The 26,196-nt window shown below is 57.2% G+C and carries 35 protein-coding genes and 1 tRNA gene; 28 read left to right on the forward strand and 8 right to left on the reverse strand.

The window, feature by feature from the left end:
* Window positions 1-66 precede the first annotated feature (66 nt).
* Window positions 67-1,098, forward strand: a complete 1,032-nt coding sequence (locus ACP7E4_RS10860; protein WP_426114827.1) for an Ldh family oxidoreductase — start codon at window positions 67-69, stop codon at window positions 1,096-1,098.
* Here the strand turns inward: ACP7E4_RS10860 and ACP7E4_RS10865 are convergent.
* Window positions 1,095-1,271, reverse strand: coding sequence for a hypothetical protein (locus ACP7E4_RS10865; protein WP_426114825.1), 177 nt, complete (start codon window positions 1,269-1,271; stop codon window positions 1,095-1,097). The two genes, ACP7E4_RS10860 and ACP7E4_RS10865, sit on opposite strands and share 4 nt — an antisense overlap.
* Before the next feature lie 325 nt (window positions 1,272-1,596).
* On the opposite strand from ACP7E4_RS10865, the gene ACP7E4_RS10870 reads away from it, so the two are divergent.
* The 4 genes from ACP7E4_RS10870 to map all read left to right on the forward strand — a co-directional run bounded on the left by ACP7E4_RS10870 (window position 1,597) and on the right by map (window position 3,639).
* On the forward strand, window positions 1,597-1,794 hold the full coding sequence (locus ACP7E4_RS10870) for a hypothetical protein (RefSeq protein WP_426114823.1): 198 nt from the start codon (window positions 1,597-1,599) through the stop codon (window positions 1,792-1,794).
* 387 nt (window positions 1,795-2,181) lie between these two features.
* Window positions 2,182-2,517 carry a helix-turn-helix domain-containing protein gene (locus tag ACP7E4_RS10875; RefSeq protein ID WP_426114821.1) on the forward strand — a complete coding sequence of 112 codons (336 nt, stop codon included), beginning with the start codon at window positions 2,182-2,184 and terminating at the stop codon, window positions 2,515-2,517.
* 79 nt (window positions 2,518-2,596) lie between these two features.
* Window positions 2,597-2,851: a ParD-like family protein gene (locus ACP7E4_RS10880; protein ID WP_426114819.1), complete on the forward strand. Its 255-nt coding sequence runs from the start codon at window positions 2,597-2,599 to the stop codon at window positions 2,849-2,851.
* The gene (gene map, locus ACP7E4_RS10885) at window positions 2,848-3,639 is read left to right on the forward strand and encodes a type I methionyl aminopeptidase (RefSeq protein ID WP_426114817.1); all 792 of its coding nucleotides are present in this window, start codon (window positions 2,848-2,850) and stop codon (window positions 3,637-3,639) included. The genes ACP7E4_RS10880 and map overlap by 4 nt, the downstream gene beginning before the upstream one ends.
* Before the next feature lie 56 nt (window positions 3,640-3,695).
* Here the strand turns inward: map and ACP7E4_RS10890 are convergent, their stop codons facing one another.
* Both ACP7E4_RS10890 and ACP7E4_RS10895 read right to left on the reverse strand, forming a co-directional pair.
* Window positions 3,696-3,950, reverse strand: coding sequence for a hypothetical protein (locus tag ACP7E4_RS10890; protein ID WP_341520366.1), 255 nt, complete (start codon window positions 3,948-3,950; stop codon window positions 3,696-3,698).
* Between the two features lie 65 nt (window positions 3,951-4,015).
* Window positions 4,016-4,258, reverse strand: coding sequence for a DUF6555 family protein (locus tag ACP7E4_RS10895; RefSeq protein ID WP_341520365.1), 243 nt, complete (start codon window positions 4,256-4,258; stop codon window positions 4,016-4,018).
* 397 nt (window positions 4,259-4,655) lie between these two features.
* On the opposite strand from ACP7E4_RS10895, the gene ACP7E4_RS10900 reads away from it, so the two are divergent.
* The gene (locus ACP7E4_RS10900; protein ID WP_020290118.1) at window positions 4,656-4,844 is read left to right on the forward strand and encodes a hypothetical protein; all 189 of its coding nucleotides are present in this window, start codon (window positions 4,656-4,658) and stop codon (window positions 4,842-4,844) included.
* Between the two features lie 83 nt (window positions 4,845-4,927).
* Here ACP7E4_RS10900 and ACP7E4_RS10905 read toward each other — a convergent pair whose 3' ends face one another.
* Together ACP7E4_RS10905 and ACP7E4_RS10910 are read right to left on the reverse strand one after the other, a co-directional pair.
* A complete protein-coding gene (locus ACP7E4_RS10905; protein ID WP_426114814.1) occupies window positions 4,928-5,629 on the reverse strand; it encodes an endonuclease in 702 nt (233 codons plus the stop codon).
* A gap of 4 nt (window positions 5,630-5,633) precedes the next feature.
* Complete coding sequence (locus tag ACP7E4_RS10910) at window positions 5,634-5,885, reverse strand: DUF1654 domain-containing protein (protein WP_426114812.1); 252 nt, start codon at window positions 5,883-5,885, stop codon at window positions 5,634-5,636.
* A 211-nt stretch (window positions 5,886-6,096) separates the two neighbouring features.
* On the opposite strand from ACP7E4_RS10910, the gene ACP7E4_RS10915 reads away from it, so the two are divergent.
* From ACP7E4_RS10915 to ACP7E4_RS10955, 9 genes are all read left to right on the forward strand, one after another.
* Entirely contained in the window at window positions 6,097-6,321 is a 225-nt protein-coding gene (locus ACP7E4_RS10915; protein WP_426114810.1) for a YgdI/YgdR family lipoprotein, read from the forward strand.
* Between the two features lie 123 nt (window positions 6,322-6,444).
* Window positions 6,445-6,885 (forward strand): hypothetical protein, encoded by a 441-nt coding sequence (locus ACP7E4_RS10920; protein ID WP_426114808.1) that lies wholly within the window; start codon window positions 6,445-6,447, stop codon window positions 6,883-6,885.
* 178 nt (window positions 6,886-7,063) lie between these two features.
* Complete coding sequence (locus ACP7E4_RS10925; protein WP_426114806.1) at window positions 7,064-8,020, forward strand: sugar ABC transporter substrate-binding protein; 957 nt, start codon at window positions 7,064-7,066, stop codon at window positions 8,018-8,020.
* Between the two features lie 53 nt (window positions 8,021-8,073).
* On the forward strand, window positions 8,074-9,627 hold the full coding sequence (locus tag ACP7E4_RS10930; RefSeq protein WP_426114804.1) for a sugar ABC transporter ATP-binding protein: 1,554 nt from the start codon (window positions 8,074-8,076) through the stop codon (window positions 9,625-9,627).
* The gene (locus tag ACP7E4_RS10935) at window positions 9,624-10,619 is read left to right on the forward strand and encodes an ABC transporter permease (protein WP_426114802.1); all 996 of its coding nucleotides are present in this window, start codon (window positions 9,624-9,626) and stop codon (window positions 10,617-10,619) included. Before ACP7E4_RS10930 ends, ACP7E4_RS10935 begins: the two co-directional genes overlap by 4 nt.
* 1 nt (window position 10,620) lies before the next feature.
* A complete protein-coding gene (locus ACP7E4_RS10940) occupies window positions 10,621-11,643 on the forward strand; it encodes a LacI family DNA-binding transcriptional regulator (protein WP_426114800.1) in 1,023 nt (340 codons plus the stop codon).
* A gap of 36 nt (window positions 11,644-11,679) precedes the next feature.
* Window positions 11,680-12,600 (forward strand): ribokinase, encoded by a 921-nt coding sequence (rbsK, locus tag ACP7E4_RS10945; RefSeq protein ID WP_426114798.1) that lies wholly within the window; start codon window positions 11,680-11,682, stop codon window positions 12,598-12,600.
* Window positions 12,597-13,001, forward strand: a complete 405-nt coding sequence (gene rbsD, locus ACP7E4_RS10950; RefSeq protein WP_426114796.1) for a D-ribose pyranase — start codon at window positions 12,597-12,599, stop codon at window positions 12,999-13,001. The genes rbsK and rbsD overlap by 4 nt, the downstream gene beginning before the upstream one ends.
* A 47-nt stretch (window positions 13,002-13,048) precedes the next feature.
* On the forward strand, window positions 13,049-14,074 hold the full coding sequence (locus ACP7E4_RS10955) for a nucleoside hydrolase (protein WP_426114794.1): 1,026 nt from the start codon (window positions 13,049-13,051) through the stop codon (window positions 14,072-14,074).
* A 20-nt stretch (window positions 14,075-14,094) separates the two neighbouring features.
* Here the strand turns inward: ACP7E4_RS10955 and ACP7E4_RS10960 are convergent, their stop codons facing one another.
* On the reverse strand, window positions 14,095-14,280 hold the full coding sequence (locus ACP7E4_RS10960; protein ID WP_426114792.1) for a hypothetical protein: 186 nt from the start codon (window positions 14,278-14,280) through the stop codon (window positions 14,095-14,097).
* 165 nt (window positions 14,281-14,445) lie between these two features.
* Here ACP7E4_RS10960 and ACP7E4_RS10965 point away from each other — a divergent pair, with 165 nt between their 5' ends.
* Window positions 14,446-14,751 carry a hypothetical protein gene (locus ACP7E4_RS10965; protein WP_426114790.1) on the forward strand — a complete coding sequence of 102 codons (306 nt, stop codon included), beginning with the start codon at window positions 14,446-14,448 and terminating at the stop codon, window positions 14,749-14,751.
* Between the two features lie 161 nt (window positions 14,752-14,912).
* Window positions 14,913-15,242, forward strand: coding sequence for an I78 family peptidase inhibitor (locus tag ACP7E4_RS10970; RefSeq protein WP_426114788.1), 330 nt, complete (start codon window positions 14,913-14,915; stop codon window positions 15,240-15,242).
* Window positions 15,243-15,306: 64 nt separating this feature from the next.
* On the opposite strand, the gene ACP7E4_RS10975 is transcribed toward ACP7E4_RS10970, so the two are convergent.
* Together ACP7E4_RS10975 and ACP7E4_RS10980 are read right to left on the reverse strand one after the other, a co-directional pair.
* Complete coding sequence (locus ACP7E4_RS10975; RefSeq protein ID WP_047571823.1) at window positions 15,307-15,519, reverse strand: cold-shock protein; 213 nt, start codon at window positions 15,517-15,519, stop codon at window positions 15,307-15,309.
* A 295-nt stretch (window positions 15,520-15,814) separates the two neighbouring features.
* Window positions 15,815-16,123 (reverse strand): hypothetical protein, encoded by a 309-nt coding sequence (locus ACP7E4_RS10980; RefSeq protein WP_426114785.1) that lies wholly within the window; start codon window positions 16,121-16,123, stop codon window positions 15,815-15,817.
* A 380-nt stretch (window positions 16,124-16,503) separates the two neighbouring features.
* Here ACP7E4_RS10980 and thrS point away from each other — a divergent pair, with 380 nt between their 5' ends.
* From thrS to ACP7E4_RS11035, 11 genes are all read left to right on the forward strand, one after another.
* Window positions 16,504-18,426, forward strand: coding sequence for a threonine--tRNA ligase (gene thrS / locus ACP7E4_RS10985; protein ID WP_426114783.1), 1,923 nt, complete (start codon window positions 16,504-16,506; stop codon window positions 18,424-18,426).
* Complete coding sequence (gene infC, locus ACP7E4_RS10990; RefSeq protein WP_170826312.1) at window positions 18,426-18,977, forward strand: translation initiation factor IF-3; 552 nt, start codon at window positions 18,426-18,428, stop codon at window positions 18,975-18,977. Before thrS ends, infC begins: the two co-directional genes overlap by 1 nt.
* A gap of 60 nt (window positions 18,978-19,037) precedes the next feature.
* Complete coding sequence (gene rpmI, locus ACP7E4_RS10995; protein ID WP_003442181.1) at window positions 19,038-19,232, forward strand: 50S ribosomal protein L35; 195 nt, start codon at window positions 19,038-19,040, stop codon at window positions 19,230-19,232.
* A 30-nt stretch (window positions 19,233-19,262) separates the two neighbouring features.
* Window positions 19,263-19,619, forward strand: coding sequence for a 50S ribosomal protein L20 (gene rplT / locus ACP7E4_RS11000; protein ID WP_007905879.1), 357 nt, complete (start codon window positions 19,263-19,265; stop codon window positions 19,617-19,619).
* Window positions 19,620-19,726: 107 nt separating this feature from the next.
* The gene (gene pheS, locus ACP7E4_RS11005; protein WP_065833008.1) at window positions 19,727-20,743 is read left to right on the forward strand and encodes a phenylalanine--tRNA ligase subunit alpha; all 1,017 of its coding nucleotides are present in this window, start codon (window positions 19,727-19,729) and stop codon (window positions 20,741-20,743) included.
* 26 nt (window positions 20,744-20,769) lie between these two features.
* Entirely contained in the window at window positions 20,770-23,148 is a 2,379-nt protein-coding gene (gene pheT / locus ACP7E4_RS11010; RefSeq protein WP_426114779.1) for a phenylalanine--tRNA ligase subunit beta, read from the forward strand.
* Between the two features lie 3 nt (window positions 23,149-23,151).
* Window positions 23,152-23,454 (forward strand): integration host factor subunit alpha, encoded by a 303-nt coding sequence (gene ihfA / locus ACP7E4_RS11015; RefSeq protein ID WP_002553164.1) that lies wholly within the window; start codon window positions 23,152-23,154, stop codon window positions 23,452-23,454.
* Complete coding sequence (locus tag ACP7E4_RS11020; protein WP_426114777.1) at window positions 23,435-23,791, forward strand: MerR family transcriptional regulator; 357 nt, start codon at window positions 23,435-23,437, stop codon at window positions 23,789-23,791. Before ihfA ends, ACP7E4_RS11020 begins: the two co-directional genes overlap by 20 nt.
* 86 nt (window positions 23,792-23,877) lie before the next feature.
* A tRNA-Pro gene (locus tag ACP7E4_RS11025) sits at window positions 23,878-23,954 on the forward strand.
* A gap of 307 nt (window positions 23,955-24,261) precedes the next feature.
* On the forward strand, window positions 24,262-25,560 hold the full coding sequence (locus ACP7E4_RS11030; RefSeq protein ID WP_426114775.1) for a sialidase family protein: 1,299 nt from the start codon (window positions 24,262-24,264) through the stop codon (window positions 25,558-25,560).
* Window positions 25,557-26,171 carry a hypothetical protein gene (locus ACP7E4_RS11035; protein WP_426114773.1) on the forward strand — a complete coding sequence of 205 codons (615 nt, stop codon included), beginning with the start codon at window positions 25,557-25,559 and terminating at the stop codon, window positions 26,169-26,171. The genes ACP7E4_RS11030 and ACP7E4_RS11035 overlap by 4 nt, the downstream gene beginning before the upstream one ends.
* Window positions 26,172-26,196 lie beyond the last annotated feature (25 nt).

The raw sequence follows: 26,196 nt of genomic DNA on the forward strand, positions 1-26,196 counted from the left end.
ATGAGCAGTAATCTCGACGTCGGTCCTTTCAACCTCGCTCTTCCAATAATGACCCCGGAGCTTCAGATGTCTGTACCTCGCGACAATCTCGACCTGCAGCACGTCACGTTTACTGAACTGGCGGAGGTGTTGCGCCAGATATTCCTGCGCCACGGTACTTCGCCTGAAGTTGCCCAGGTCTTGTCGCACAACTGCGCCAGCGCCCAGCGCGATGGATCTCACAGTCACGGGATATTCCGTATTCCGGGCTATCTGTCCTCACTGGCCAGCGGTTGGGTGGATGGCAAGGCAGTGCCGGTGGTCGAGGACGTCGGTGCGGCGTTCATCCGCGTTGATGCGGCCAACGGGTTTGCCCAGCCGGCCCTGGCCGCCGCCCAGCCGTTGTTGATCGAAAAAGCCCGCAGCGCCGGCATTGCGATTCTGGCGATCCGCAGCTCGCACCACTTCGCGGCGTTATGGCCGGATGTCGAGCCGTTCGCTGCTCAAGGTCTGGTGGCCTTGAGCGTGGTGAATAGCATGACCTGCGTCGTACCGCATGGCGCACAGAAACCGTTATTCGGCACCAACCCGATTGCTTTTGCGGCGCCACGCGCTGGCGGTGATCCGCTTGTTTTCGACCTGGCAACCAGCGCCATCGCCAACGGAGACGTGCAGATCGCTGCAAGGGAAGGGCGCCAGTTGCCAGCCGGCATGGGCGTCGATCGAGCCGGTCAGCCGACTCAGGATCCCAAGGCGATCCTCGACGGTGGCGCGCTGCTGCCGTTCGGTGGCTACAAAGGCTCGGCATTGTCAATGATGGTTGAACTGCTGGCCGCCGCCTTGACCGGAGGTAACTTTTCCTTCGAGTTCGATTGGTCGAAACATCCTGGCGCCCAAACCCCCTGGACGGGCCAGCTGTTTATCGTCATCGATCCAGACAAGGGCAGCGGACAGCATTTCGCCGAGCGCAGTGAAGAACTGGTCAGGCAGATGCATGGCGTCGGCCAGGAGCGCATGCCCGGTGACCGTCGTTATGCAGAGCGGGCCAAATCCCTGACCCAAGGCATCGCAATCTCCCGCGCTGAATGGGCGGGGCTTGAGCAACTGGCGGCGGTCTAAATCGCCGGCAACAGTCTGGCGGTTCGCGCCTGGGCAACATTCAGGCGCACTGACTGGCTGTTACTTGGCATCACTTCCTCGGCCTGGCGATTTTGCCCACAAGGCATTGCCAGGGCACTGGCGCTCAGAGCATCGACCAGCAGTGCGGCAAAAAAGGTCATTGTGGTTTTCATTAGCGATGCTCCATGGCGGCTCTTAAGCAAGAGCCAGCTTAAGAGTCGCCGCGTCTGAGCGTTAGCCAATTGCTGCCGGGTTATTGCCTGATGCTGTTGAGCGCAGCGCGCCCGGTCTGTACGCCTGAATTGTTGATATGTAATACCACCCCTATCTATGCTTGGGGCTGGATAGACAGCCTGAGCGTCCTGCGCAGCGGTGGTTGGGGAGGGGATATCTTGCAAGGCCATCTTTAGAGGTGACCGCTCGTCGTACACCTGCTTGCGTTCCGCTCGCGAGGCAACTACTGTATATTCAAACAGTATATCGAGAAAGGGGTTCGCCATGTCCTTGGAGCAATTTGAAAACGTCACTGCCGATCACTCAGTCGCAATGAACGGTATCCATGAAATGCAGCGCGAGGACTTTCTCGCCCTGGCCAGCGCATTGCGGCAATTCAATGCTTGTCAGTCGCCGGTCTCGATGGTCATAGCCAACGCACAATATGGGGGTGAGCGCTACGCGAGCCTGGCCAGCGAATAGTCAGCGGGGAACTCCGCTGGTAGATTTCGTTGCAGGCGAACGGGGTTCGGCCTGCGCATTCATGTCGCCTCGGCGTTCCCGATGGCTTCTTTTGCCACTGCGGATCAGCTGAAGCGCCAGCAAGGTGCCAAGAATAGAGAACACACACCAGCCCAGCAGGAAAGTCACCACTATTAGAGTCTCCGACTACTTCTGTACTTTTGCGACAAGTTGCGCATTGTACGCCGTCCTGAGATTACGTCGATCAGGTCTGTAGCGTTATATCGTCAAACACCGTATTCCCCTCGTGCTAGACCGAGATAGTGGGACTTAACCCTCTATTAAGGCAGCGACCCACGCAAATGGAGAGTATGGTAATGGATGACATTCCGCTTCAGGTAAACCCTAATGAATAACCTCGGCGCACGATTGAAAGAAGAGCGGAAGTCTCTTGGGCTCTCGCAGCAGCAGTTTGCAGCCATCGGTGGCGTAGAGGCAAACGCGCAAGGGAAGTATGAAAGTGGCGAGCGAACCCCCCGCTCGGACTACCTTGCGGCACTGGGTATCAAGGGCGTGGACATCCTCTATTTGCTTTCCGGCCAGCGCACTCCGTTGAGCTCCGAAGCACTTAACGATGCTGAACGTGAGGTCATCGTGCATTACCGTAACCTGACCCTCGTCGATCAGGACGCCATCGGCCAGTTGGCGCAGTCCCTTTCTGAATGCTTGCCGACCTCTGAATAATCCCTCGCACCAACGGCCAATGTGTTGCCTTTGGATATACGAAACATATATGCTTCGTATATTCCATTTGAGGTGAATCATGGGTCTCGTCAAAATTTCCGAGCAGATGCATGCCAACATCCGGTCAGCCAGTGCCGCGCTGAGTCGTTCCATCAACGCCCAGGCTGAGCACTGGATGCGCGTCGGTATGCTGGCCGAATTGCATCCATCGCTGGATTACAGCCAGATCTGCCAGATGCTCATCCGTGCCGAGCACGCAGGTGGCACCGTCCTCAGCGCACAAACCTGCGATATTTCCGATACTACCGAACACGCAAAGGTGGCATCGCGATGAGTGGCGCAGTCAGCATCAAGACCGAAGAAGATCTGGTTCAGCTGCGTATTGCCGGACGGCTCGCTGCCGATGTGCTGGCGATGATCGGCCCTTACGTCAAGGCCGGTGTCAGTACCGAGGCACTCGATGACATTTGCAATGAGTACATTGTCAAAGAGCTGAAGGTGATCCCGGCCAATGTCGGTTATCACGGTTTCACCAAGACCACCTGCATTTCGCCTAACGCGGTGGTCTGTCATGGCATCCCGTCGGCGTCGGATATCCTCAAGGAAGGCGACATCATCAATATCGATGTCGCGGTCATCAAGGACGGATGGTTCGGCGATACCAGCCGGATGTATTTCGTGGGTGAAGTCAGCCCCCTTGCCAAACGACTGGTACAGACCACCTACGAAGCGACGCGGGCGGGCATTCATGCTGTCCGACCCGGTGCGACCCTGGGCGATATTGGCAATGCCATTCAAACGGTCGCGCACCGCGAAGGCTTCAGCGTCGTCCGGGAATATTGCGGTCACGGCATCGGCCGCAATTACCACGAAGATCCACAGGTCCTTCATTACGGTGCGCAGGGCAAAGGCATGAAGCTCAAGCCTGGAATGGTCTTCACCATCGAGCCGATGATCAATGCCGGAAAACCGGGGACCAAGGTGCTTGCTGATGGCTGGACCGTGCTGACCCGGGATCTCTCCCTTTCAGCCCAGTGGGAGCACATGGTTGCCGTGACTGACACAGGGTTCGAATTGCTGACGCCATGGCCTGATGGCACGGGCGAATATCCCGCCATTTAAGCCCGCAAACAAAAAGACCCGGCCTGGCAACAGGTCGGGTCTTTTAACAAGCTGGGTCAGGCTTCGAGACTTTTCGCGGTGTTTACACCTGAAGAGCTGAGCTTGATCGGGTAATTGAGATTGCGTCCGGATTTGCCTGCGGCATCCACGCTGCCGTCATGAATCAAACCGTTTTGCTGGAGATACTCAAGGGTATCGGCAACTGCGTGCTCCCCCCTGTAGTTGTCCAGGATTTCCTTGCCCAAGCCGTTTGGATGAGCGTGGAGGAGTCGGGTCAGTACTTCTTTTTCCAGAGCTTTGTCGATTGTCATGCTTACCTCGCGTTGCTGGTTAATGAGCGCTGCTTGGTATTGGGACAGTAGCGATTCCATTTTGTTTAGATCTGCGTGCCCGGGAACGTTTTTTTCCAGTGCACGGCCGTCACGCCCACGCCTTCAGCCTGAAGAATGGCAAGCCTGATCGGGCCTGCGGCGATGTTTTCGCTGACGCTCCAGACGCCGGCATGCAGCGTTGCGAAATGCAAGGCATCGCTCTCGCACAAATGCCAAGCCTGATGGTTGAAGTGGCGCGGCTCTCCGCGAAACTGGTAGTGAATTTCGAAATCCGTCTGGTCAGTCATCAACGTTTCCGCCTGTGAATGTAGTGGCTACATAATCTTAAAAAAATGGGTACTTCCGTTGTACTCGCCACCTTGAGCTGCCATTGCGCTCTGGATGTGGCCATTTCATTTCAAGATCGATACAGGCGTGCAATAAACTTCAAGCGGCCATGAATCGTACTGCGGGTCAGGCCTCCAAACGTAGTTCGTTTTCAAAATCCCAGGAGGAAAAATTACACGGATTCGGACCAATTTGAGCCGTCGTCCGATCAGCGGCAATAGGCCACGTTTGCCTTCGATACACTTGGATGTATGTAAGTAACTTAAGCGTTTCAGCGTCTATTCATTTGGGTTGGCCGAAGATCTGCGTGACCTTGAGTGATACAGTGCCGCTTCAAAATCAAACGAGGGCCTACACATGTCATTGCTGGATGATGAACAGGATATCTGGGATATGTTTGCCGCTTCGGCGCTGACCGGGCTAATCACGCGTGGCGCTATCGAGCCTGCCGATGCTGCTCAATTGGCCGCTGATTATGCGTCCCAATTGATGATCCAACGGGCGTTGCGTATCCAGTCTGAAGAGGATGCCGCAGACAACGCGTGACCAGCGTTCCTGCACAAGCAAAAGGGTCCGACGCTGCATAGCGTTGGGCCCTTTTGTATTTTTCGGCACAAGTTCGGCAGGGTTCAGCCGCAGCGCTTGAGATCCACCACACCGACGAATTCATTGCCGTGGCCCATGACACACGCGACGCGCTGGTTGCGCTGCTGCTCCCAGCCCTCAACCGGATAAGTCTTGTTCCAGGCCTGATAAAGCTGTTGGTCCTGACGCGAGAGGCGCAGGTTGTAGTGCTTGCTCATGTAGAAATACGTCCGGGCGATCATCCCGCGAATCGACGGGCGTGGCATGACTTTCTTCGCCTTGAAATCCACTTGGGTCAGGCAGGAACCGTACTGCCCGGTTTTGACCGGTAGCCAGCCGAAGCTGAAGTTATTCCGGTCACCGTTGACCTCGCCGATGCTTGGCACCAGGTTGTGCAGGTCGGCTTCGGCTTGCTTGTAGACAGCATCATTTTTCGTGCAATTCTTGCGTCCGCCACGTTGCCAGCATTGACGCAAGTGCCCGATTTGCCACGCCGGGACAATGTGCTCCCATTCAATGCGCCGGGCGCGAGCGGCGTTCTTGCGCGGGACGTAGCCACAGCCGGCAATGTCCACTTTGTTGCCACTGTATTTGCAGCCGCAATAGAACTCGGTCGACTGAGGCGAATAAAGGCCCCAGGCGATTTTCTTTGCCTGGCTGAAGGTGTGGGGCGCATCGGCGTAAGCGTTGACTGGAGCAGTAAGGAGCAGGGCGGTACACAGCAGCGTCAATAGTCGAACCAGCATGCCGTCAGTCTTCCTTCGGCACGGTCCAGAATATCTGCACGCCGCCGTCGTCCCGCCAGGCGAGCGTAACGTTGTCGTTCTCGGCGATTTCTTCGAGCATTTGATTCCACTCGTCCTCGACCTCATCTGGCAGACGAAACACCAGGGCTGCTTTGGCTTTTTGAGCGGTAGGCGAATTAATTATTTTCTGCACCCGAACACCTAGGCGTTCGTAGGAGCTGGGAGTCGCCGGAGTTGCTGCAGGTTGTTTTGCCACGAATAGGATTCCTGATTTGCTGTATGTGCATACAGTATTTCAGTGCGCGCTGTTTCGCAACTCTCTTGTAGGATCAAGCGGGTAATGATGCCGGCATGGCGACTTTTCCCATGGGTTACCCGCAGATTCGAACCATTGTCCGTGGAATTAATCTGATGAGTTCAGCAGGCAGCTTTGCCTCGCCTGGTCGCAAACCAATCAAGGAGGGAACATGAACATCAGACATTGGCTTTTGCCAGCGGTTATAGCAGGCTGCTTCGTGCTGACCGGTTGTTCTTCACCGACAGTCGTCACCCTGCAGAATGGCACGCAATACATCACCAAGGACGCGCCGAAGACCAAGACCAAGGATGGTTTTTATGAGTTCGAGGACATCTCTGGAAAGATGATCAAGGTGCGCGCCGATGAAGTCGCCACGGTCAAACCGGAGGATTGAGACGCCGCGCGTGCCTGGTTGAGTCAGGACCAGACACGCGATTGCTTCTATAGAGTCCTATGGGGTAAAGACTTCGAGGTTGCGGCCGATGTAGCTGGCAGTACTCACCCACCAGGAATCAACATGTCACTCTCGATCGGATTTCCAGCGTCTTCTCTGTTGATCAATGGTCAGACCGCCGCGGCAGCCACTACGGCCTCCCAAACCCTCATCGCGCAGACGGCTACTCAAGCTGCTGCCGATGATAAAGAGGGCGATGAGAAGGGCGATGTTAACGTCGACATGAACGAAATTGGTGCTTCCGGCAGTAGCGGTTCGGGGAACGTCAACGCAGCGACCGCCAACCTGCTCAAGCGTCTGGCTGAGTTGCAGCAGCAATTGGAGAAAGTCCAGCAGCAAATGCAGGCCGCCGAGAACGCCAGCTATCCGACACCTGAAGCCAAGACCACCGCCGTGATGGGCTTTCAGAGCCAGGTATCTTCCATCACCGGTGCTATCCAGCAGGTTTCTGCTCAGCTGGTAAAAGAAATGTCCAAGTCTGGCGGCATCAGCACTACCGCGTAAAAACCGCTGCACTGGACTTCTGCATTTCTCCGGCCGCTGCGGTATGAGCGGCCGTTTTCAGGGTTGACAAAATTTAGGCCGGTTCTCATAGTTCGTTTCTCGCAAACGTTTGCGCAGTGATGCATCCATTACTTCGTAACCTTGCCCGACACAATAATCATAAGATCGGAGTGAACCCATGAAGCTGCCCTTTGCTGGACGTCTCCTCGCTGTTGCAATGCTGACCGCAGTCACCGCTGTCATGCCCCTCGCTGCCCAAAGTGCCCAGACCCCTGATAAACCAAAAGTCGCGCTGGTGATGAAGTCTCTCGCCAACGAATTCTTCCTGACCATGGAAGACGGCGCCAAGGCTTATCAGAAAGAGCACGCCAGTGATTTTGACCTGATTTCCAACGGCATCAAGGACGAGTCGGATACTGCCAGTCAGATCCGTATTGTTGAGCAGATGATCAGTTCCAAGGTCAACGCGCTGGTCATTGCTCCAGCCGATTCCAAAGCGCTGGTTGCGGTGATCAAGAAGGCGCAAGACGCCGGGATCACGGTAGTCAACATCGATAACCAACTCGACCCGGCGGTGTTGAAAAGCAAAGGCATCACTGTGCCGTTTGTAGGTCCTGACAACCGTAAAGGTTCACGTCTGGTGGGCGAATATCTGGCCAGACAGCTGACCGCTGGCGATGAAGTGGGCATTATTGAAGGTGTTTCGACCACCACCAACGCGCAGCAGCGCACTGCGGGCTTCAAAGACGCCATGGACGCTGCGCAGATGAAGGTTGTGTCCACGCAGTCCGGCAACTGGGAAATCGGCGGTGGCAACAAGATCGCCGCAGCGATGCTCACTGAATACCCGAATCTGAAGGCGTTGCTGGCCGGTAACGACAGCATGGCGCTGGGCGCTGTTGCTGCTGTGCGTGCCGCTGGCAAGGCGGGCAAGGTTCAGGTGGTGGGTTATGACAATATCAACGCCATCAAGCCTATGCTCAAGGATGGTCGCGTGCTGGCGACTGCCGATCAGTTTGCTGCCAAGCAAGCCATCTTCGGCATCGAGACTGCGTTGAAGATGCTCAAGGGTGAGAAAGTCGACAGTGCCAACGGCGTGATCGAAACGCCGGTCGAGCTGGTCACCAAGCCGTAATCCCTGCCGAACAACTGCATCTGCCCGACCAGGGCAGGTGCATGGAGAGCTTTATGTCGGCATCCTCTCAAGCCGCTGTTCTATCCGTTACCGGCATCGGTAAAACCTACGCTCAGCCTGTGCTGGGCGACATTGACCTGACGCTGATGCGCGGCGAAGTGCTGGCCCTGACCGGTGAAAATGGCGCGGGTAAAAGCACCCTGTCGAAAATCATCGGCGGCCTGGAAACGCCTACCACCGGAACGATGCAGTTTCAGGGGAAGCCCTATCAGCCGCTGAGTCGCACCCAGGCTGAAAAGCTTGGCATTCGCATGGTCATGCAGGAACTGAATCTGCTGCCGACCCTGTCGGTGGCCGAGAATTTGTTTCTGGATAACCTGCCGCGCCGTGCGGGCTGGATCAATCGCAAGCGCCTGCGCGAAGACGCGCTCAAGGCCATGGCTCAGGTTGGACTCGAAGCCATTGATCCGGATACGCTGGTCAGTGAGCTGGGCATCGGTCATCAGCAAATGGTGGAGATCGCGCGCAACCTGATTGGCGACTGTCATGTGCTGATCCTCGATGAGCCGACAGCGATGCTTACTGCCCGCGAAGTCGAGATGTTGTTCGAGCAGATCACGCGCTTGCAGGCGCGGGGCGTGTCGATCATCTACATCTCCCATCGTCTGGAAGAGCTGGCCAGGGTCGCGCAGCGCATTGCAGTGCTGCGCGACGGCAAGCTGGTCTGTGTCGAGCCGATATCGAGTTATAACAGCGAACAGCTGGTGACCTTGATGGTGGGGCGCGAGCTGGGCGAACAGATTGATCTGGGGCCGCGTCAGATTGGCGAAGTCGCGCTGAAGGTCAACGGCCTGAGCCGTGCTGGCAAGGTGCAGGACGTTTCGTTCCAGGTGCGCAACGGCGAAATTTTTGGTATCTCCGGGCTGATCGGCGCCGGGCGTACTGAACTGTTGCGGCTGATCTACGGCGCTGACCTGGCCGACAGCGGCAGCATCGAGCTGGGTAATCCGCTGCGGTCCGTCAGCATTCGCTCGCCGGTGGATGCTGTCAGGCAGGGCATCGCGTTGATTACCGAAGACCGCAAAGGCGAAGGGCTGCTGCTTTCGCAATCCATCAGCGCCAACATTGCGCTGGGCAACATGGACGCCATTTCACACGGCGGGCTGGTCAACGGGCGTGAAGAAATGGCCCTCGCCCAACGCCAGATCGACGCTATGCGCATCCGCAGTTCAAGCCCGACCCAGCTGGTCTCGCAGCTGTCTGGCGGCAACCAGCAAAAGGTGGTGATCGGCCGTTGGCTGGAGCGCGATTGCAGCGTCATGCTGTTTGACGAGCCGACCCGTGGCATTGATGTCGGCGCCAAATTCGATATCTACGCACTGCTGGGCGAATTGACCCGACAGGGCAGGGCGCTGGTGGTGGTGTCCAGTGATTTACGCGAGCTGATGCTGATCTGTGATCGCATCGGCGTGTTGTCTGCCGGGCGTTTGATCGACACCTTCGAGCGCGATTCCTGGACCCAGGATGAACTGCTTGCCGCCGCCTTTGCCGGCTACCAGAAACGTGATGCGCTGCTCACCGAAGCGGCGCCCAGGAACGACTCATGAAAACCTCCACCACTTCCCAGACCTTGCCGTCGCCGGGCAAGCGCAGCGGTAACTTTTTCGGCCTGGGCACTTACCTGGGCCTGGCTGGCGCTTTGCTTGCGATGATTGTCCTGTTTTCCCTGCTCAGCGATCACTTTCTGTCGTATGAGACCTTCAGCACGCTGGCCAACCAGATTCCAGACCTGATGGTGTTGGCGGTTGGCATGACGTTCGTGTTGATCATTGGTGGCATCGACTTGTCGGTGGGTTCGGTGTTGGCTCTGGCTGCATCTGCGGTCAGCGTGGCGATACTGGGCTGGGGCTGGAGCGTGTTTCCGGCGGCCTTGCTGGGCATGGCTTGCGCAACGTTGGCGGGGACGATTACCGGCTCGATCACGGTCGCCTGGCGCATCCCCTCTTTTATCGTATCGCTGGGCGTGCTGGAGATGGCGCGGGGCGTTGCGTATCAGATGACCAACTCACGCACGGCCTACATCGGTGATTCGTTCGCGTGGCTGTCCAACCCCATCGCGTTTGGCATTTCGCCGTCGTTCGTCATTGCCCTGCTGGTGATCTTCGTCGCTCAGGCGGTACTGACGCGTACCGTGTTCGGTCGTTACCTGATCGGCATTGGCACCAACGAAGAAGCGGTGCGGCTGGCGGGGATCAATCCCAAGCCCTACAAGATTCTGGTGTTTTCCCTGATGGGCCTGTTGGCCGGGGTCGCGGCGCTGTTCCAGATATCGCGACTTGAAGCGGCTGATCCCAACGCCGGTTCCGGCCTGGAGTTGCAAGTCATCGCCGCAGTGGTGATCGGCGGTACCAGCCTTATGGGTGGCCGAGGCTCGGTGATCAGTACGTTCTTCGGGGTGTTGATCATTTCGGTGCTGGCGGCTGGCCTGGCTCAGATCGGCGCGACCGAACCCACCAAGCGCATCATTACCGGTGCGGTGATCGTGGTCGCGGTGGTGCTGGACACTTATCGCAGCAACCGCGCCCGGCGGCAGATCTGACATGGCAACCATCAAGGATGTAGCGGCACTGGCAGGGATTTCCTACACAACGGTTTCCCACGTGCTGAACAAGACCCGGCCAGTCAGCGAGCAGGTGCGGATCAAGGTCGAGGCGGCGATTGCGCAGCTGGATTACGTTCCAAGCGCCGTTGCCCGCTCGCTCAAGGCCAAAACCACGTCCACCATTGGCTTGTTGATTCCCAATGGTATCAATCCGTATTTCGCCGAACTGGCCCGGGGCATTGAGGATTACTGCGAGCGCAACGGTTTTTGCGTGATCCTGTGCAACTCCGACGACAACCCTGAAAAACAGCGCGGTTACCTTCGGGTCCTGCTGGAGAAGCGTGTCGATGGCTTGATCGTTTCCTCGGTGGGTGGCGACACCTGGCTGGCGGGCGGTCTCGCCGGTGTACGCACGCCGCTGGTGATCGTCGACCGCGAGCTGGAAGGCGTCGCCGCTGATCTGGTGCGTATCGATCATGAGTTGGGCGCTTATCTGGCGACGCGGCATTTGCTCGACCTTGGTCACCGGCACATCGCCTGTATCCGGGGACCGGCGCAAACCAGCGTGGCTCAGTTGCGACTGGCCGGTTATCAACGCGCGATGCAGGAAGCCGGGATCGAAACCGCCGGGCACTGGATCGTGGAAAGCGACTACACCAGCCCGGGCGGTTATCAGGCTGCCGTGACCTTGCTGGAACGCGATCCGCCCAGCGCTATCTTTGCCGGTAACGACATGATTGGCATCGGCGTGTTGCGGGCCGCCGCCGAACGCAATATTCGCGTACCACGGGATCTGTCGGTGGTGGGCTTTGATGATATCCAGATGAGCCAGTTCGTTTATCCGGCGCTGACCACCGTGGGCCAGTCGATTCTGCAATTGGGTGAGACGGCAGCGCAGTTGTTGTTGCGGCGCATCACCGAACCTTGTGGCGGCGACGTGCAGCAGGTGATCGTGGCACCGAGCATTGTGGTGCGTGAATCCACCGCGCCACCCACCAACGTTTTCAATGAGTTACGCTGATTCGGCGTATTGACCGGAAAAAAGAGTGCAGACGTCATGTCAGGAAAAGTAGTGGTAGTGGGCAGCTTGAACATGGATCTGGTGACCCGCGCTCGCCGCTTGCCCAAGGCCGGTGAAACCCTGGCGGGGGAATCGTTCACGACAGTGCCGGGCGGCAAGGGCGCCAACCAGGCGGTGGCCGCAGCCCGTCTTGGTGCTCGCGTGGCAATGATCGGTTGCGTGGGTGACGATGCCTACGGTGAGCAACTGCGTGCGGCGCTGGTTGCAGAGCAGATCGATTGCCAGGCGGTGACAACAATAGCTGACGTGTCGACGGGAATCGCCGCGATCGTGGTCGACGCCAACAGCCAGAACGCAATCATCATCGTGGCAGGCGGCAATGGGCTGTTGACGCCAAAGGTCGTCACGCGCTTCGAGGCGTTACTGGCAGATGCCGATGTGGTGGTCTGCCAGCTCGAAGTGCCCATGGAAACCGTCTGCCATACGCTGACGCGCGCCCGGGAGCTGGGCAAGACGGTCATCCTCAATCCTGCCCCAGCCTCGGCGCCGCTGCCGGCGCAATGGTATCCACTGATTGATTACCTGATCCCCAACGAAAGCGAGGCGACGATCCTCAGCGGCATAACGGTGGATTCCCTGAGTTCCGCAGAAACGGCTGCCAACGCGTTGCTCGCGGCGGGTGCGGCCAAGGTCATCATCACTCTGGGTGAGCAGGGCTCGCTGTTCGCCAGCCGCCAAGGCGTTCGGCATTATCCGGCACCTGAAGTCGTTGCCGTGGACACCACCGCGGCCGGCGATACCTTCGTCGGCGGTTTCGCCGCTGCTTTGGCCCAAGGCAGCAATGAGGATGACGCCATTCGGTTTGGCCAGACCGCGGCGGCGCTTTCCGTCACACGGCCCGGCGCGCAGCCATCGATTCCAACCTCCCGTGAAGTTCAGGGGTTCAAGCCCGCATGAAAAAGACACCTTTACTCAATATCGCCTTGTCCCGGGTCATCGCGTCCCTGGGACACGGCGACGTCCTGATGATTGTCGACGCCGGCATGCCGGTTCCCGCTGGTGTCGAGCTGATTGATCTGGCTCTGACGCGCGGTGTGCCAGATTTCGTCAGCGTGCTCGATACCGTGCTCACGGAGATGCAGGTCGAAAGCCATGTGTTAGCCGAAGAAATGCTCCGCGTGCAACCTCCGGCACTGTGCGTGATTGAAGGCTTGAGCCTGGATGGAGAACTGGGCGAGCAGCGCCTGGTGAGTCATGAGGCATTGAAAGAACTGAGTCGTACTGCCCGGGCCATCGTGCGCACGGGGGAATGTCAGCCGTACAGCAATATCGCTCTGGTCGCCGGCGTGGTGTTTTGACCGGCGGCTTTCTTTGGAAACACTAAACCGGAAACAGGGAGTTTCTCATGCAGTATCTGTATCTCACTAAACAGCTGATTCGGAGTCTCTTGCTCGTGTCTTTTCTCAGCGCAACCGCCGCTCATGCAGCCGAAAAACGCGATCTGATCATCGACACCGACCCAGGCGCCGATGATGTAGTGGCGTTACTGTTGGCGCTGGCATCGCCCGAAGAATTGAACGTACTGGCGATTACCACAGTGGCGGGCAACGTCCGCATCGACAAGACCTCGCGCAATGCCCGGCTGGCTCGGGAATGGGCGGGGCGCGAAGAGGTGCCGGTGTATGCCGGGGCGTCCAAACCTATGGTTCGCACGCCGATCTACGCCGAGAATATCCACGGTCAGGAGGGCTTGCCCGGCGTTGCGGTGCATGAGCCCAAACAGGGGTTGGCCCAGGGCAATGCGGTCGAATACCTGATCGAGACCCTGACCAAGGCCAAACCGCACAGCATCACCGTGGCGATGCTTGGTCCGCAGACCAATCTGGCCCTGGCGCTGGTTCAGTCGCCTGAAATTACCCAGGGCATCAAGGAAGTCGTGGTCATGGGCGGGGCGCACTTCAACGGCGGTAACATCACGCCGGTCGCAGAATTCAATCTGTTCGCCGACCCGCATGCAGCGCAGGTCGTGCTCGCCAGCGGCGTGAAATTGACCTATCTACCGCTGGACGTCACCCACAAAATTCTCACCAGCGAGCCGCGCCTGGCGCAGATCGCCGCCTTGAATAATCAGGCCGGGAAGCTGGTGGGCGACATTCTCAATGAGTACGTCAAGGCGGACATGATCCATTACGGTTTGCCGGGCGGGCCGGTGCATGATGCCAGCGTGATTGCGTGGTTGCTCAAGCCGGAGCTGTTCACCGGCAAGCAAATCAACGTTGCAGTTGATAGCCGTGAAGGCATCGGTTTCGGTCAGACGGTAGCCGACTGGTATGACACTCTCGGACACGACAAGAATGTGTTCTGGATCGAAAACGGCGATGCGCAGGGCTTTTTCGATCTGCTGACCAGCCGGCTTGCCCGATTGAAATAAACGCTAGCTTTCCAGAGTGCTTATTGCTGGGCCGGATAGCGGCCCAGCACTTGGCCAATGAAGGCTTGGGCGCCCTCGGTGCCCAGTTCCTTGACCAGCAAATCAATGGCAATGATCGCCAGTTCTTCCGGGCTGCCTGGGCTGTGTGAGCATTGTCCTTGCGGCCATTTGGCCTTGATATCCGCATCGATGGAAACGACTGCCATTACTATCTCGTCTTCTTTGAAATTCAGAGCCGGAGCGCCGCCCGTTGTTTGCAGGACGGATAACCGTGCGCGCAGTTAAACATTTTCGGCGTTTTTTGACACTGCTACTTAGGCATGAGGCCGGGGCCGTGGCAAACTTCCGGCAAATAGCCGAGGACAAATGCCGTGCCAATCAATCTCTCCGATCCCGCCAGCTTCACCCTTGATGCGGTCCGCCAGATGCTCGCATCGGGCGACGACAGCGTGCACAACCAGCTACGCGTGAGCAAAGACGGTATTGCCTGGCTTTCGACTGACGCTGTAGGCGGCGCGAATACCGAGGCACTGTTATTTCGCCTGGAAACGTGGTCTGCAGGTTCCGGCTGCGTAGGCCCCGTTCCAGCCAGCGATGGCGTGTGGGTCATGCAGATTTACAACGCCCTGAAGGATAACTGGGCCGATCCGCGTCTGGACTACGTGGATGTCTACTAATATTTAGTGACGATTTGCCTGCGCCTGTTTGAAAACCCTCGGGCACACTTCGCCTCTTTGAAGTCCCGGAACCTGCGAATCGCCTGACCTGCATAATGCAACCATCGTGTAGCCATGCTGTCGCAAGGGTTCTGGTTACGTTTATTGTCAAAGGAGGCTGTATGCCGTGGAAGTCCGCATCACTGGGTTTGGTTGTCGCTGTATCGTTGCTGGCAGGTTGCAGTAGCAATCCTGAATCAAGCTTGTCCGAATCAACGCCTTCCGCGCCGGTCGCCGCAGCGGCGGGTACTCGCTGTGATGCCGCCGCCGCCCAGTTCGCCATTGGCCAACAGGCCTCTGCTGCATTATTGGCTCAAGCCAAGAGCAGGGCCGGTGCGCAAGACGCGCGGTTCATCGGTCCCAATGACATGGTCACCCTGGAATACCGCTCTGACCGGGTCAATCTCAATACTGAAGCGGGCGGCAAGGTCGCTCGGGTCAACTGCGGCTGATTTCGCAGGAATTGCGCCCATAAAAAAACCCGTCTAGCGAGACGGGTTTTTTTGATCGCGTGGATTACTCTGCGCGAACTTGCTCTGCTTGCATGCCTTTCTGGCCTTTAGCAGCAACGAACGAAACGGTCTGGCCTTCTTTCAGGCTTTTGAAACCGTCGCTTTCGATAGCTTTGAAGTGTACGAACAGGTCGTCACCGCCACCCTGTGGAGTGATAAAGCCGAAGCCTTTTTCATCGTTGAACCATTTTACGGTGCCGGTTTGGCGATTAGACATGGTGTATCTCCAAGAACATAATTTTTCAGTAGTACGTGCTGCTCAGGCCAACTGGGCACACCGGGCTATCATAGTCCAATTGTGGGAATGTGGAGTCATTTCGGTAAGAAGATTGAGTACTAGTCGCAAATATGAATGGCATTAGGCGTATATAGCGTCCTGAAAACCAGGCTTGAAACGTGCGTCGATGGCTCTGTGACTGCCCGTACACACCACGAACCACGCGGGGTTCAGCCGAATCAGGCGATGCCGGACATCCGCGCCATTGCATACTCGCCGCATCGACAAAAAAATTTTATTTTTTTGTCTGAACGCAGTTATCAGCCACGACTTTTTGCAGTCGAGCGGTCAATTTCTCATCCGGGGCTTTGGTGGTGTCCTTGAGTCGAGCAATCTCGGCGTTGCTGAAATTCTTGTCGACCTGATCGGCGCCACATTCGCAATGTGTCTTGGCCGAATTTGCATCCAGCTTCTGCCCCGCAGTCGTGGCGCATTGGGTGATGAACATGTTGCGTGTGTCCTTATCCATCGCCGCGTGGGCAGCACTCATTGGAAAAGCCAGGGCAACAGGGGCGAGCAGGGCCAGAATTCGTAACAGCTTCATGACGTTCTCCTTTAATAGGGACAGTAGAGACTCGTGCGGGCTCTCCGATCATCTGACGGCGATCAGGGGCGCCAGTTCAGCGCGAGGTGCAAATCCGTTGACGCAGGCGTCTTCAGGGAATTCATTTCCGTGCGCGTGCATGTCATTTTGCCCAGCTGTGTTAGGATGCGCGTCCTGTAGATTCGCTGGTCGGTGACAATTGAATGATTGTCCGGCCCGAACAGGTCCATTTTTCAAGTCCAATCCAGTCATCTGGTTCGGTTCAAGGTCGCCTGAAAGGGCTCCTGCCACTGTGAGGCAGGCACACCACCGGATCAATTACTGGCTCATCCCAACCCACGTGACCTTTGGTAGGGGTCACCACTAGGAGAGGAGGCGCCATGCCCACCATTACTCTTCCCGATGGCAGTCAACGTTCTTTCGATCACCCGGTTTCCGTAGCCGAGGTTGCGCTGTCCATTGGCGCAGGTCTTGCCAAAGCCACCGTTGCCGGCAAGGTTGACGGTCAACTGGTCGACGCCAGTGACCTGATCGAAAACGACGCAACGCTGCAAATCATCACGCCCAAGGATCAGGAAGGCCTGGAGATCATCCGCCACTCCTGCGCTCACCTTGTCGGCCACGCAGTCAAGCAGCTGTATCCGACCGCCAGAATGGTGATCGGCCCGGTTATCGATGACGGCTTCTATTACGATATTGCCTACGAGCGCCCGTTCACGCCTGATGACATGGCGGCGATCGAGCAGCGCATGCAGCAATTGATCGAAAAAGACTACGACGTCATCAAGAAGGTTACGCCGCGCGCCGAAGTGATCGAGGTGTTCACCGCCCGTCACGAAGACTACAAGCTGCGACTGGTCGAAGACATGCCCGAGCAGCAGACCATGGGCCTGTACTATCACGAAGAATACGTCGACATGTGCCGCGGCCCGCACGTGCCGAACACTCGTTTCCTCAAATCGTTCAAGCTGACCAAGCTGTCCGGCGCCTACTGGCGCGGCGACGCGAAGAACGAGCAGCTGCAGCGTGTCTATGGCACTGCGTGGGCTGACAAGAAACAACTGGCTGCTTATATTCAGCGCATCGAAGAAGCCGAAAAACGCGATCACCGCAAGATCGGCAAGCGCCTGGGCCTGTTCCATACCCAGGAAGAAGCGCCGGGCATGGTGTTCTGGCATCCGCAGGGCTGGACGCTGTATCAAGTGCTTGAGCAGTACATGCGCAAAGTGCAGCGCGAGAATGGCTATCTGGAGATCAAGACGCCGCAGGTGGTTGATCGCTCCCTGTGGGAGAAATCCGGACATTGGGCCAACTACGCCGAGAATATGTTCACCACGGAGTCCGAGAACCGCGACTACGCCATCAAGCCGATGAACTGCCCTTGCCACGTGCAGGTGTTCAATCAGGGCCTGAAGAGCTACCGCGAGTTGCCGATGCGTCTGGCCGAGTTTGGTGCCTGCCACCGTAACGAGCCATCCGGCGCGCTGCACGGCATCATGCGTGTGCGTGCCTTTACTCAGGACGATGCGCACATCTTCTGTACTGAAGAGCAGATGCAGGCTGAGTCAGCGGCGTTCATCAAGCTGACCCTGGACGTGTACGCGGACTTCGGCTTCAAGGACATCGAGCTCAAGCTCTCGACTCGCCCTGACAAGCGTGTTGGTTCCGATGATCTTTGGGATCGCGCCGAAAGCGCATTGGCCGCAGCACTGGACAGTGCGGGCCTGCCTTACGACCTGCAACCGGGCGAAGGTGCGTTCTACGGTCCGAAAATCGAATTTTCGCTGAAAGATTGTCTCGGTCGTGTGTGGCAATGCGGTACATTGCAGCTCGATTTCAACCTGCCTATCCGGTTGGGTGCCGAGTACGTCTCGGAAAACAACGATCGCCAGCATCCGGTCATGTTGCACCGTGCAATTCTCGGATCCTTCGAGCGTTTCATCGGGATTTTGATCGAGCATTATGAAGGTGCATTTCCAGCCTGGCTGGCGCCTACTCAAGCAGTGATCATGAATATCACTGACAAACAGGCAGATTTTGCCCTTGAAGTAGAAAAAACTCTGTCTGAAAGCGGGTTTCGTGCCAAGTCCGACTTGAGAAATGAAAAGATCGGCTTTAAAATCCGCGAGCATACTTTGCTCAAGGTTCCTTATCTTTTGGTTATCGGAGATCGGGAAGTCGAAATGCAAACTGTCGCTGTGCGTACACGTGAAGGTGCTGACCTTGGCTCGATGCCGGTCGCCCAATTCGCTGAGTTCCTCGCACAAGCGGTTTCCCGGCGTGGTCGCCATGATTCGGAGTAATTACTATTAAGCGTGAAATGAGACAAGATAAACGAGCTGCACCGAAGGCCCCGATCAACGAGAATATCTCGGCACGTGAGGTTCGTTTAATTGGGGCTGAGGGTGAGCAGCTTGGGATTGTGTCAATTGAAGACGCGCTTCTTAAGGCTGAAGAGGCCAAACTGGATCTGGTGGAGATTTCCGCCGATGCAGTACCACCTGTCTGCAAGCTGATGGACTACGGCAAATCGATCTTCGAGAAGAAGAAACAGGTTGCCGCTGCCAAGAAAAACCAGAAGCAGATCCAGGTTAAAGAAATCAAGTTTCGTCCAGGGACGGAGGAAGGGGATTACCAGGTAAAACTGCGCAACCTGGTACGTTTCCTGAGTGATGGGGACAGGGCCAAGGTATCCTTGCGATTCCGCGGCCGTGAGATGGCCCACCAGGAGCTGGGCATGGAGCTGTTGAAGCGGGTTGAAGCTGACCTGCTCGAATACGGCGCCGTGGAGCAGCATCCTAAGATGGAAGGACGCCAGCTTATTATGGTCATCGCCCCGAAAAAGAAGAAATAACCACCAGGGCACGGCAGGCCTTGCGGTTATGTTTATCAACTGAATGCGGAGTATCCGAACATGCCAAAGATGAAGACTAAAAGTGGTGCAGCTAAGCGGTTTTTGAAAACTGCTAATGGCATCAAGCACAAACACGCTTTCAAGAGCCACATTCTGACCAAAATGTCGACTAAGCGTAAGCGTCAACTGCGCGGTAGCAGCTTGCTGCATCCGTCTGACGTTGCAAAAGTCAAGCGCATGCTGCGCCTTTGCTGATTTTTTGATCAAGAATAGAGGAAGTAACTCATGGCTCGTGTAAAGCGTGGCGTCATTGCCCGTAAGCGTCACAAAAAAATTCTGAAACTTGCTAAAGGCTACTACGGCGCGCGTTCACGCGTATTCCGTGTTGCCAAGCAAGCGGTAATCAAGGCAGGCCAATACGCCTACCGTGACCGTCGTCAGAAAAAACGTCAGTTCCGCGCTCTGTGGATCGCTCGTATCAACGCTGGTGCTCGTATCAACGGTCTGTCCTACAGCCGTTTCATCGCCGGCCTGAAAAAAGCGTCCATCGAGATCGACCGTAAGGTTCTGGCTGATCTGGCAGTGAACGAAAAAGCGGCGTTTGCTGCGATTGTCGAGAAAGCTAAAGCCACCTTGGCCTAAGTCCCCGACAATCACCGGGCCTCAGCTTCTGGGGTTCGGTGTTAAACGTCATAAATAGGGGAAGAGCCTTTTAAGCTCTTCCCCTATTTCGTATCTGGAGTCTGTACATGGAAAACCTGGACGCGCTGGTCTCTCAAGCACTTGAGGCTGTGCATAGCGCCGAAGATATCAATGCCCTGGAGCAAATCCGGGTCCACTACCTTGGCAAAAAAGGTGAACTGACTCAGGTGATGAAGACCCTGGGAAGTTTGCCTGCAGAAGAGCGTCCGCACGTCGGCGCGCTGATCAACGTTGCCAAGGAGCGTGTCACAGAGGTTCTCAATGCCCGCAAGGCGTCGTTCGAGGAGGCGGATCTCGCTGCCAGACTCGCCGCCGAGTCCATTGACGTGACCCTGCCTGGCCGCGGACAGACCTCCGGTGGTCTGCATCCCGTTACTCGTACTCTGGAACGCATCGAACAATTCTTCACCCATATTGGCTACGGCATCGCCGAAGGCCCTGAGGTGGAAGACGATTATCACAACTTCGAAGCGCTCAACATCCCAGGCCATCACCCGGCCCGTTCGATGCATGACACCTTCTATTTCAACGCGAACATGCTGTTGCGCACCCATACCTCGCCGGTTCAGGTCCGCACCATGGAAGCGCAGAAGCCGCCGATCCGCATTGTCTGCCCTGGCCGTGTATACCGTAGCGACTCTGATATCACCCATTCGCCGATGTTCCATCAGGTCGAAGGCCTGTTGGTGGATCGCGACATCAACTTCGCTGACCTCAAAGGCACCATCGAAGAGTTCCTGCGCGTGTTCTTCGAAAAAGAGCTGGCGGTGCGTTTCCGCCCTTCGTACTTCCCGTTCACCGAGCCATCCGCTGAAGTCGACATGGAATGCGTGATGTGCAGCGGTAAAGGCTGCCGTGTCTGCAAACAGACCGGTTGGCTGGAAGTCATGGGCTGCGGCATGGTTCACCCGAACGTGCTGCGCATGTCCGGCATTGACCCGGAAGAGTTCTCGGGCTTTGCCTTCGGCATGGGCGTTGAGCGTCTGGCCATGCTGCGTTACGGCGTGAACGACTTGCGTCTGTTCTTCGATAACGACTTGCGGTTCCTTGCGCAATTTCGCTAGTCGTAACGAATCTTTAGGAGAGCAGGATGAAATTCAGTGAACAATGGTTGCGCGGCTGGGTAAGCCCGCAAGTTTCCCGCGACGAGCTGGTTGCTCGTCTGTCGATGGCCGGCCTTGAAGTCGATAGCGTCACTCAGGCCGCTGGTGTATTCAGCGGCGTGATCGTCGGCGAAGTGCTGAGCACCGAACAACACCCGGATGCTGACAAGCTGCGCGTTTGCCAGGTCAGCAACGGTTCGGAAACCTTTCAGGTGGTCTGCGGCGCGCCAAACGTGCGTGCGGGCCTGAAAATTCCGTTCGCCATGATCGGCGCCGAACTGCCGGGCGACTTCAAGATCAAGAAGGCCAAGCTGCGTGGCGTTGAATCCAACGGCATGCTGTGTTCCCAGTCCGAGTTGCAAGTGGGCGAGGGCAATGATGGCCTGATGGAACTGCCTGCTGATGCGCCGGTCGGTCAGGATTTCCGTGTCTACCTCGAACTGGACGATGCCAGTATCGAAGTCGACCTGACCCCGAACCGTGGCGATTGCCTGTCCGTGGCCGGTCTGGCTCGTGAAGTCGGTGCGCTGTACGCCGCCGAAGTCACGGTGCCACAAGTTGCCGCTGTTGCCGTCGCTCACGATGAAGTGCGTCCGGTAGAAGTGCTGGCACCGAGCGCCTGTCCGCGTTACCTGGGTCGGGTGATTCGTAACGTTGATCTGTCCCGTCCAACCCCGCTGTGGATGGTTGAGCGTCTGCGTCGTTCGGACGTGCGCAGCATCGACGCTGCAGTCGATATCACCAACTACGTGATGCTGGAGCTGGGTCAACCGCTGCACGCCTTCGACCTGGCTGAAATCAACGGCGGCATTCGCGTGCGCATGGCGGAGGAGGGCGAGAAGCTCGTCCTGCTTGATGGCCAGGAAGTCAGCCTGCGTGCTGACACCCTGGTTATCGCTGACCATCAGCGTGCGTTGGCCATTGCTGGCGTGATGGGTGGCGAGCACAGCGGTGTTTCCGCCAAGACTCGCGACATCTTCCTTGAAAGCGCGTTTTTCGATCAGATCGCAGTCGCTGGCAAGGCCCGCTCCTATGGCCTGCACACTGACGCCTCCCACCGCTACGAGCGTGGCGTGGACTGGCAGCTGGCGCGCAAGGCCATGGAGCGCGCCACCGGCCTGTTGCTGGAAATCACCGGCGGTGAAGCCGGGCCGGTCATCGAAGCGGTCAGCGAGAAAGACCTGCCATCGATTGCCCCGGTAACATTGCGTGCCGACCGTATTGAGCAAATGCTGGGCATGCCGATGGACTCGGCAGAAGTCGAGCGCCTGCTGACAGGTCTGGGCCTGAAAATTTCGTCAGAAGTCGCAGGGCAATGGCAGGTCGAAGTGCCGAGCCATCGCTTTGATATCTCGCTTGAAGTCGACCTGATCGAAGAGCTGGCGCGTCTCTACGGCTACAACCGCCTGCCGGTTCGTTACCCCCAAGCGCGTCTGGCGCCGCAAGCAAGGGCCGAAGCGCGCAGCGATCTGCCTGAACTGCGTCGCCTGCTGGTGGCTCGTGGTTACCAGGAAGCGATCACCTACAGCTTCATCGATCCGAAACAATTCGAGCTGTTCAGCCCAGGTGTCGAACCGCTGTTGCTGGCCAATCCGATCTCCAACGACATGGCGGCGATGCGTGCCTCGCTTTGGCCGGGCCTGGTCAAGTCCTTGCAGCACAACCTCAATCGCCAGCAGGACCGGGTTCGTTTGTTCGAAAGCGGTCTGCGTTTTGTCGGTCAGCTGCAAGGTCTGAAGCAGGAGCCAATGCTCGCCGGTGTGGTTTGCGGCAGCCGTCTGCCAGAAGGCTGGGCGCAGGGCCGCGACGTGGTCGACTTCTTCGACGTAAAAGCAGACGTTGAAGCGGTGCTCGGTTTTGCCGGCGCACTGGATTCGTTCACTTTCGTGCCGGGCAAACACCCAGCGTTGCACCCTGGGCAGACTGCGCGCATCGAGCGTGATGGTCGTGAAGTGGGCTATGTCGGCGCCATCCATCCTGAATTGTCGAAAAACCTCGGCCTTGATCGTCCAGTCTTCGTTTTCGAGCTGGTTCTGGCTGAAGTGGCTCTCGGGAAAATGCCTAAATTCCAGGAGTTATCGCGCTTTCCTGAAGTGCGTCGTGACCTGGCATTGCTGGCAGACGAAGGCGTTGCAGCCAGCGCAGTTCTTGAGGTTATTCGTGAAAATGCAGGCGAATGGCTCACAGACCTCAGGTTATTTGACGTTTACCAAGGTAAAGGCATTGATCCGCATAGAAAAAGCCTTGCAGTCGGCTTGACCTGGCAGCATCCATCGCGCACTCTTAATGACGATGAGGTAAATGCGGCGACGCATAAAATCCTCACCTCTCTCGAGGAACGGTTAAACGCCACGTTAAGGAAGTAGCGTATGGGGGCTCTGACGAAAGCTGAGATGGCCGAACGTCTGTACGAAGAGCTGGGCCTGAATAAACGAGAAGCCAAGGAATTGGTTGAGCTGTTCTTTGAGGAAATCAGGCACGCTCTGGAAGATAACGAGCAGGTGAAATTGTCCGGATTCGGTAATTTCGACCTGCGCGATAAACGCCAGCGTCCTGGTCGAAATCCAAAGACCGGGGAAGAAATTCCGATTACGGCTCGCCGTGTGGTTACTTTCCGTCCGGGGCAGAAGTTGAAGGCCCGAGTTGAGGCTTATGCTGGAACCAAGTCATAACGACGAGCTACCGCCCATTCCAGGCAAACGCTACTTCACCATTGGTGAGGTCGGCGAGCTCTGCGCGGTAAAACCGCACGTTTTGCGCTATTGGGAGCAGGAGTTTCCTCAACTCAACCCGGTCAAGCGCCGCGGAAACCGTCGGTATTATCAGCGCGAAGACGTGCTGATGATCCGGCAGATTCGCGGTTTGCTCTACGAGCAGGGTTTCACCATCGGTGGCGCCCGTTTGCGAATGACCAACGGCGATACCGAAGATGACAGCCAGCAGTACAAGCAATTGCTGAGGCAGATGATTGCCGAACTGGAAGATGTTCTGGTGGTTTTGGCTAACTAGTCCCTGTCCGGATACTTCCATAATTCAAAAGCTTAGAGTATATTCCTCGAAGTTTTCGCACACAGCGAAGCTGATACACGCCTAGTCGGGGCGTAGCGCAGCCCGGTAGCGCACTTGCATGGGGTGCAAGGGGTCGAGTGTTCGAATCACTCCGTCCCGACCATTTATTTGAATGACTTAGCCCAATCTTGTCAGGTTGGGCTTTTTCATGTGCGTGACATTTGTGTGAGTCTTCGATTTTTCATGCCTGATGTCAGTGTGCGGCGGATTTGGCATCAGCCGGTCAGCCGATTGGGAGGCTGATAGACTCACCGTCGGTCGAAGAGGCATTCGTCAGGACGCCCGCAACACGTCTGGCTAGTGCGGCAAACAATTGCTTACATATAAACGACGAGTTCCATGCTGCGTTTGTAACGTGCAGTGTTAGTTTACGGCGCTTGATCGGGCCCCGAGATGCACAGAACCCACATATGCGCATCCACTTCCCCAGTATTCCGGCCCTCAGTGTCTATTTTGCACTGACCTGCCTCTTTGCGGCCGCGTGGTTCACCCATCCCGGCAATATCCACTCGTCCTTTGCCCTGATGAACCCGGTGATGGCGGTAGCTGGCCAGGTTGCCAAGCCCATTTACACCAGCCGCTTCGCCTCTTCCGGGCTGGTGGATTTCGTGCATTCCTCGGCGGTCACCGCCTTGCCGGATGGCAGCTTGATGAGCGTCTGGTTCGCTGGCTCGCGCGAAGGTGCAGCCGATGTAGAGGTTCGCTCGGCGCGCTTTGACGTCAGCTCCGGCGAGTGGGGTGCCGAGCAGGTACTGGCGACGCGGGATTCGACCCAGCGCGGGACGCAAAAGTACATTCGCAAGCTGGGCAATCCGGTGGTCGCATTGGCGCCGGACAACCGCCTGTGGTTGTTCTACGTGTCGGTGTCCATGGGCGGCTGGGCAGGCAGCGCCGTCAACGTGATGGTGTCGGACGACTTCGGCCGCCAGTGGTCCGAACCGCGCCAGCTGATCACTTCACCGTTCTTGAACATCAGCACGCTGGTGCGCTCGGCCCCCGTCTTCCACGCGGACGGTTCCATTGGCTTGCCGGTTTACCACGAGTTTCTGGGCAAGTTTGCTGAATACCTGTACCTCAGCGCCGACGGCGACGTGATCGACAAATTCCGGATCAGTCACGGCAATAATTCGCTGCAACCCACAGTGGTTCCGCTGGATGGACAGCGCGGCATCGCGTTGCTTCGTTATGCCGGCAACACTCATCACCGCGTCCTGGCAACGCGCACCGAAGACGCCGGGCAAACCTGGAGTGAGCCTTATCCGCTTTCGCCCTCCAATCCCAACTCTTCACTGGCGGCCATTGTCACGCCTGAGCACGGCCTGCTGGTCGCGCTCAACGACCTGCGGGACGGGCGTTTCAAGCTGAGCCTTTATGGCACCGACGCAAAAATGGATGACTGGCGATCGCTACGCGACCTGGACAAATCCCCCGATCCTGAGGGCAATCCGTTTTCACCGGAGGCCTACAAGGAAATCATCGGCGATCAGTTTCGCGGCTCCAGCGGCGCGCTGCGTCTGCCGCTTGAGGCAAAGTTCCTGAGCAACCTCGACACACGGGTGTGCACGACCCGTGGGTGTGAATTCGAATATGAGTATCCGTATTTCATCCGCAGCCCCGACGGGATGTATCACGTGGTTTATTCCTGGAACAACACTTTCATCAAGCACGTCACCTTCAACGATGCGTGGCTGTCCGAGCGTATCAATTGATCAATCTGTGGCAGGCGCACGTCAGTTTCGCCATGCTCATCTTTCTGTTGCTGCCTTCGTTCGGCCTGAACAAGCCCCTGCGTGTCGTCCTGCTGTTCGCTTTGCTGGCATGCAGTTTCATCGTGCTGGACAGTTTGTCGTTGGCAACTTATCTGCGCAGCTATATCGATGACCTTGCCGCCACTTCAATGGTGTTGATGCTGTGGGGCTGTTTGCGCAAGCTGGATTTGCTGCCGCCTGCGCGTCGTTCTGTTACCGGCGTATTGATCCTTTTCGCCGCGATGGCCTTGGTGCTGTACCCCGCAACCCTGGGTTTGAGTCATCTGGACCCTTATCGTTTTGGCTACAGCCCGCGCCCCATGCTGATGGTTTTTGCAGTGATCACGCTGGGCCTGTTTTACCTGCGCAACGGCTTGGCGGTAGTGATGCTCGCCAGCGCCACGCTGGCCTTCAGCGTCGGGATAAAGCCTTCGCAAAATTACTGGGACTACCTGGTTGATCCGCTGCTCGGTCTGTTTTGCTGCCTGGCATTGCTGCTGCGTGGCGTGCTCTGGGTGTACCGCCATTTCAGACGCCCGCGCGATTCGGCGCTTGCTGTCGAGTCAACTTGAGATTCACGACGTTTTTTAACAGGGG

The organism is Pseudomonas sp. DSP3-2-3 (assembly GCF_049898225.1).
Classification (GTDB): Bacteria; Pseudomonadota; Gammaproteobacteria; order Pseudomonadales; family Pseudomonadaceae; genus Aquipseudomonas.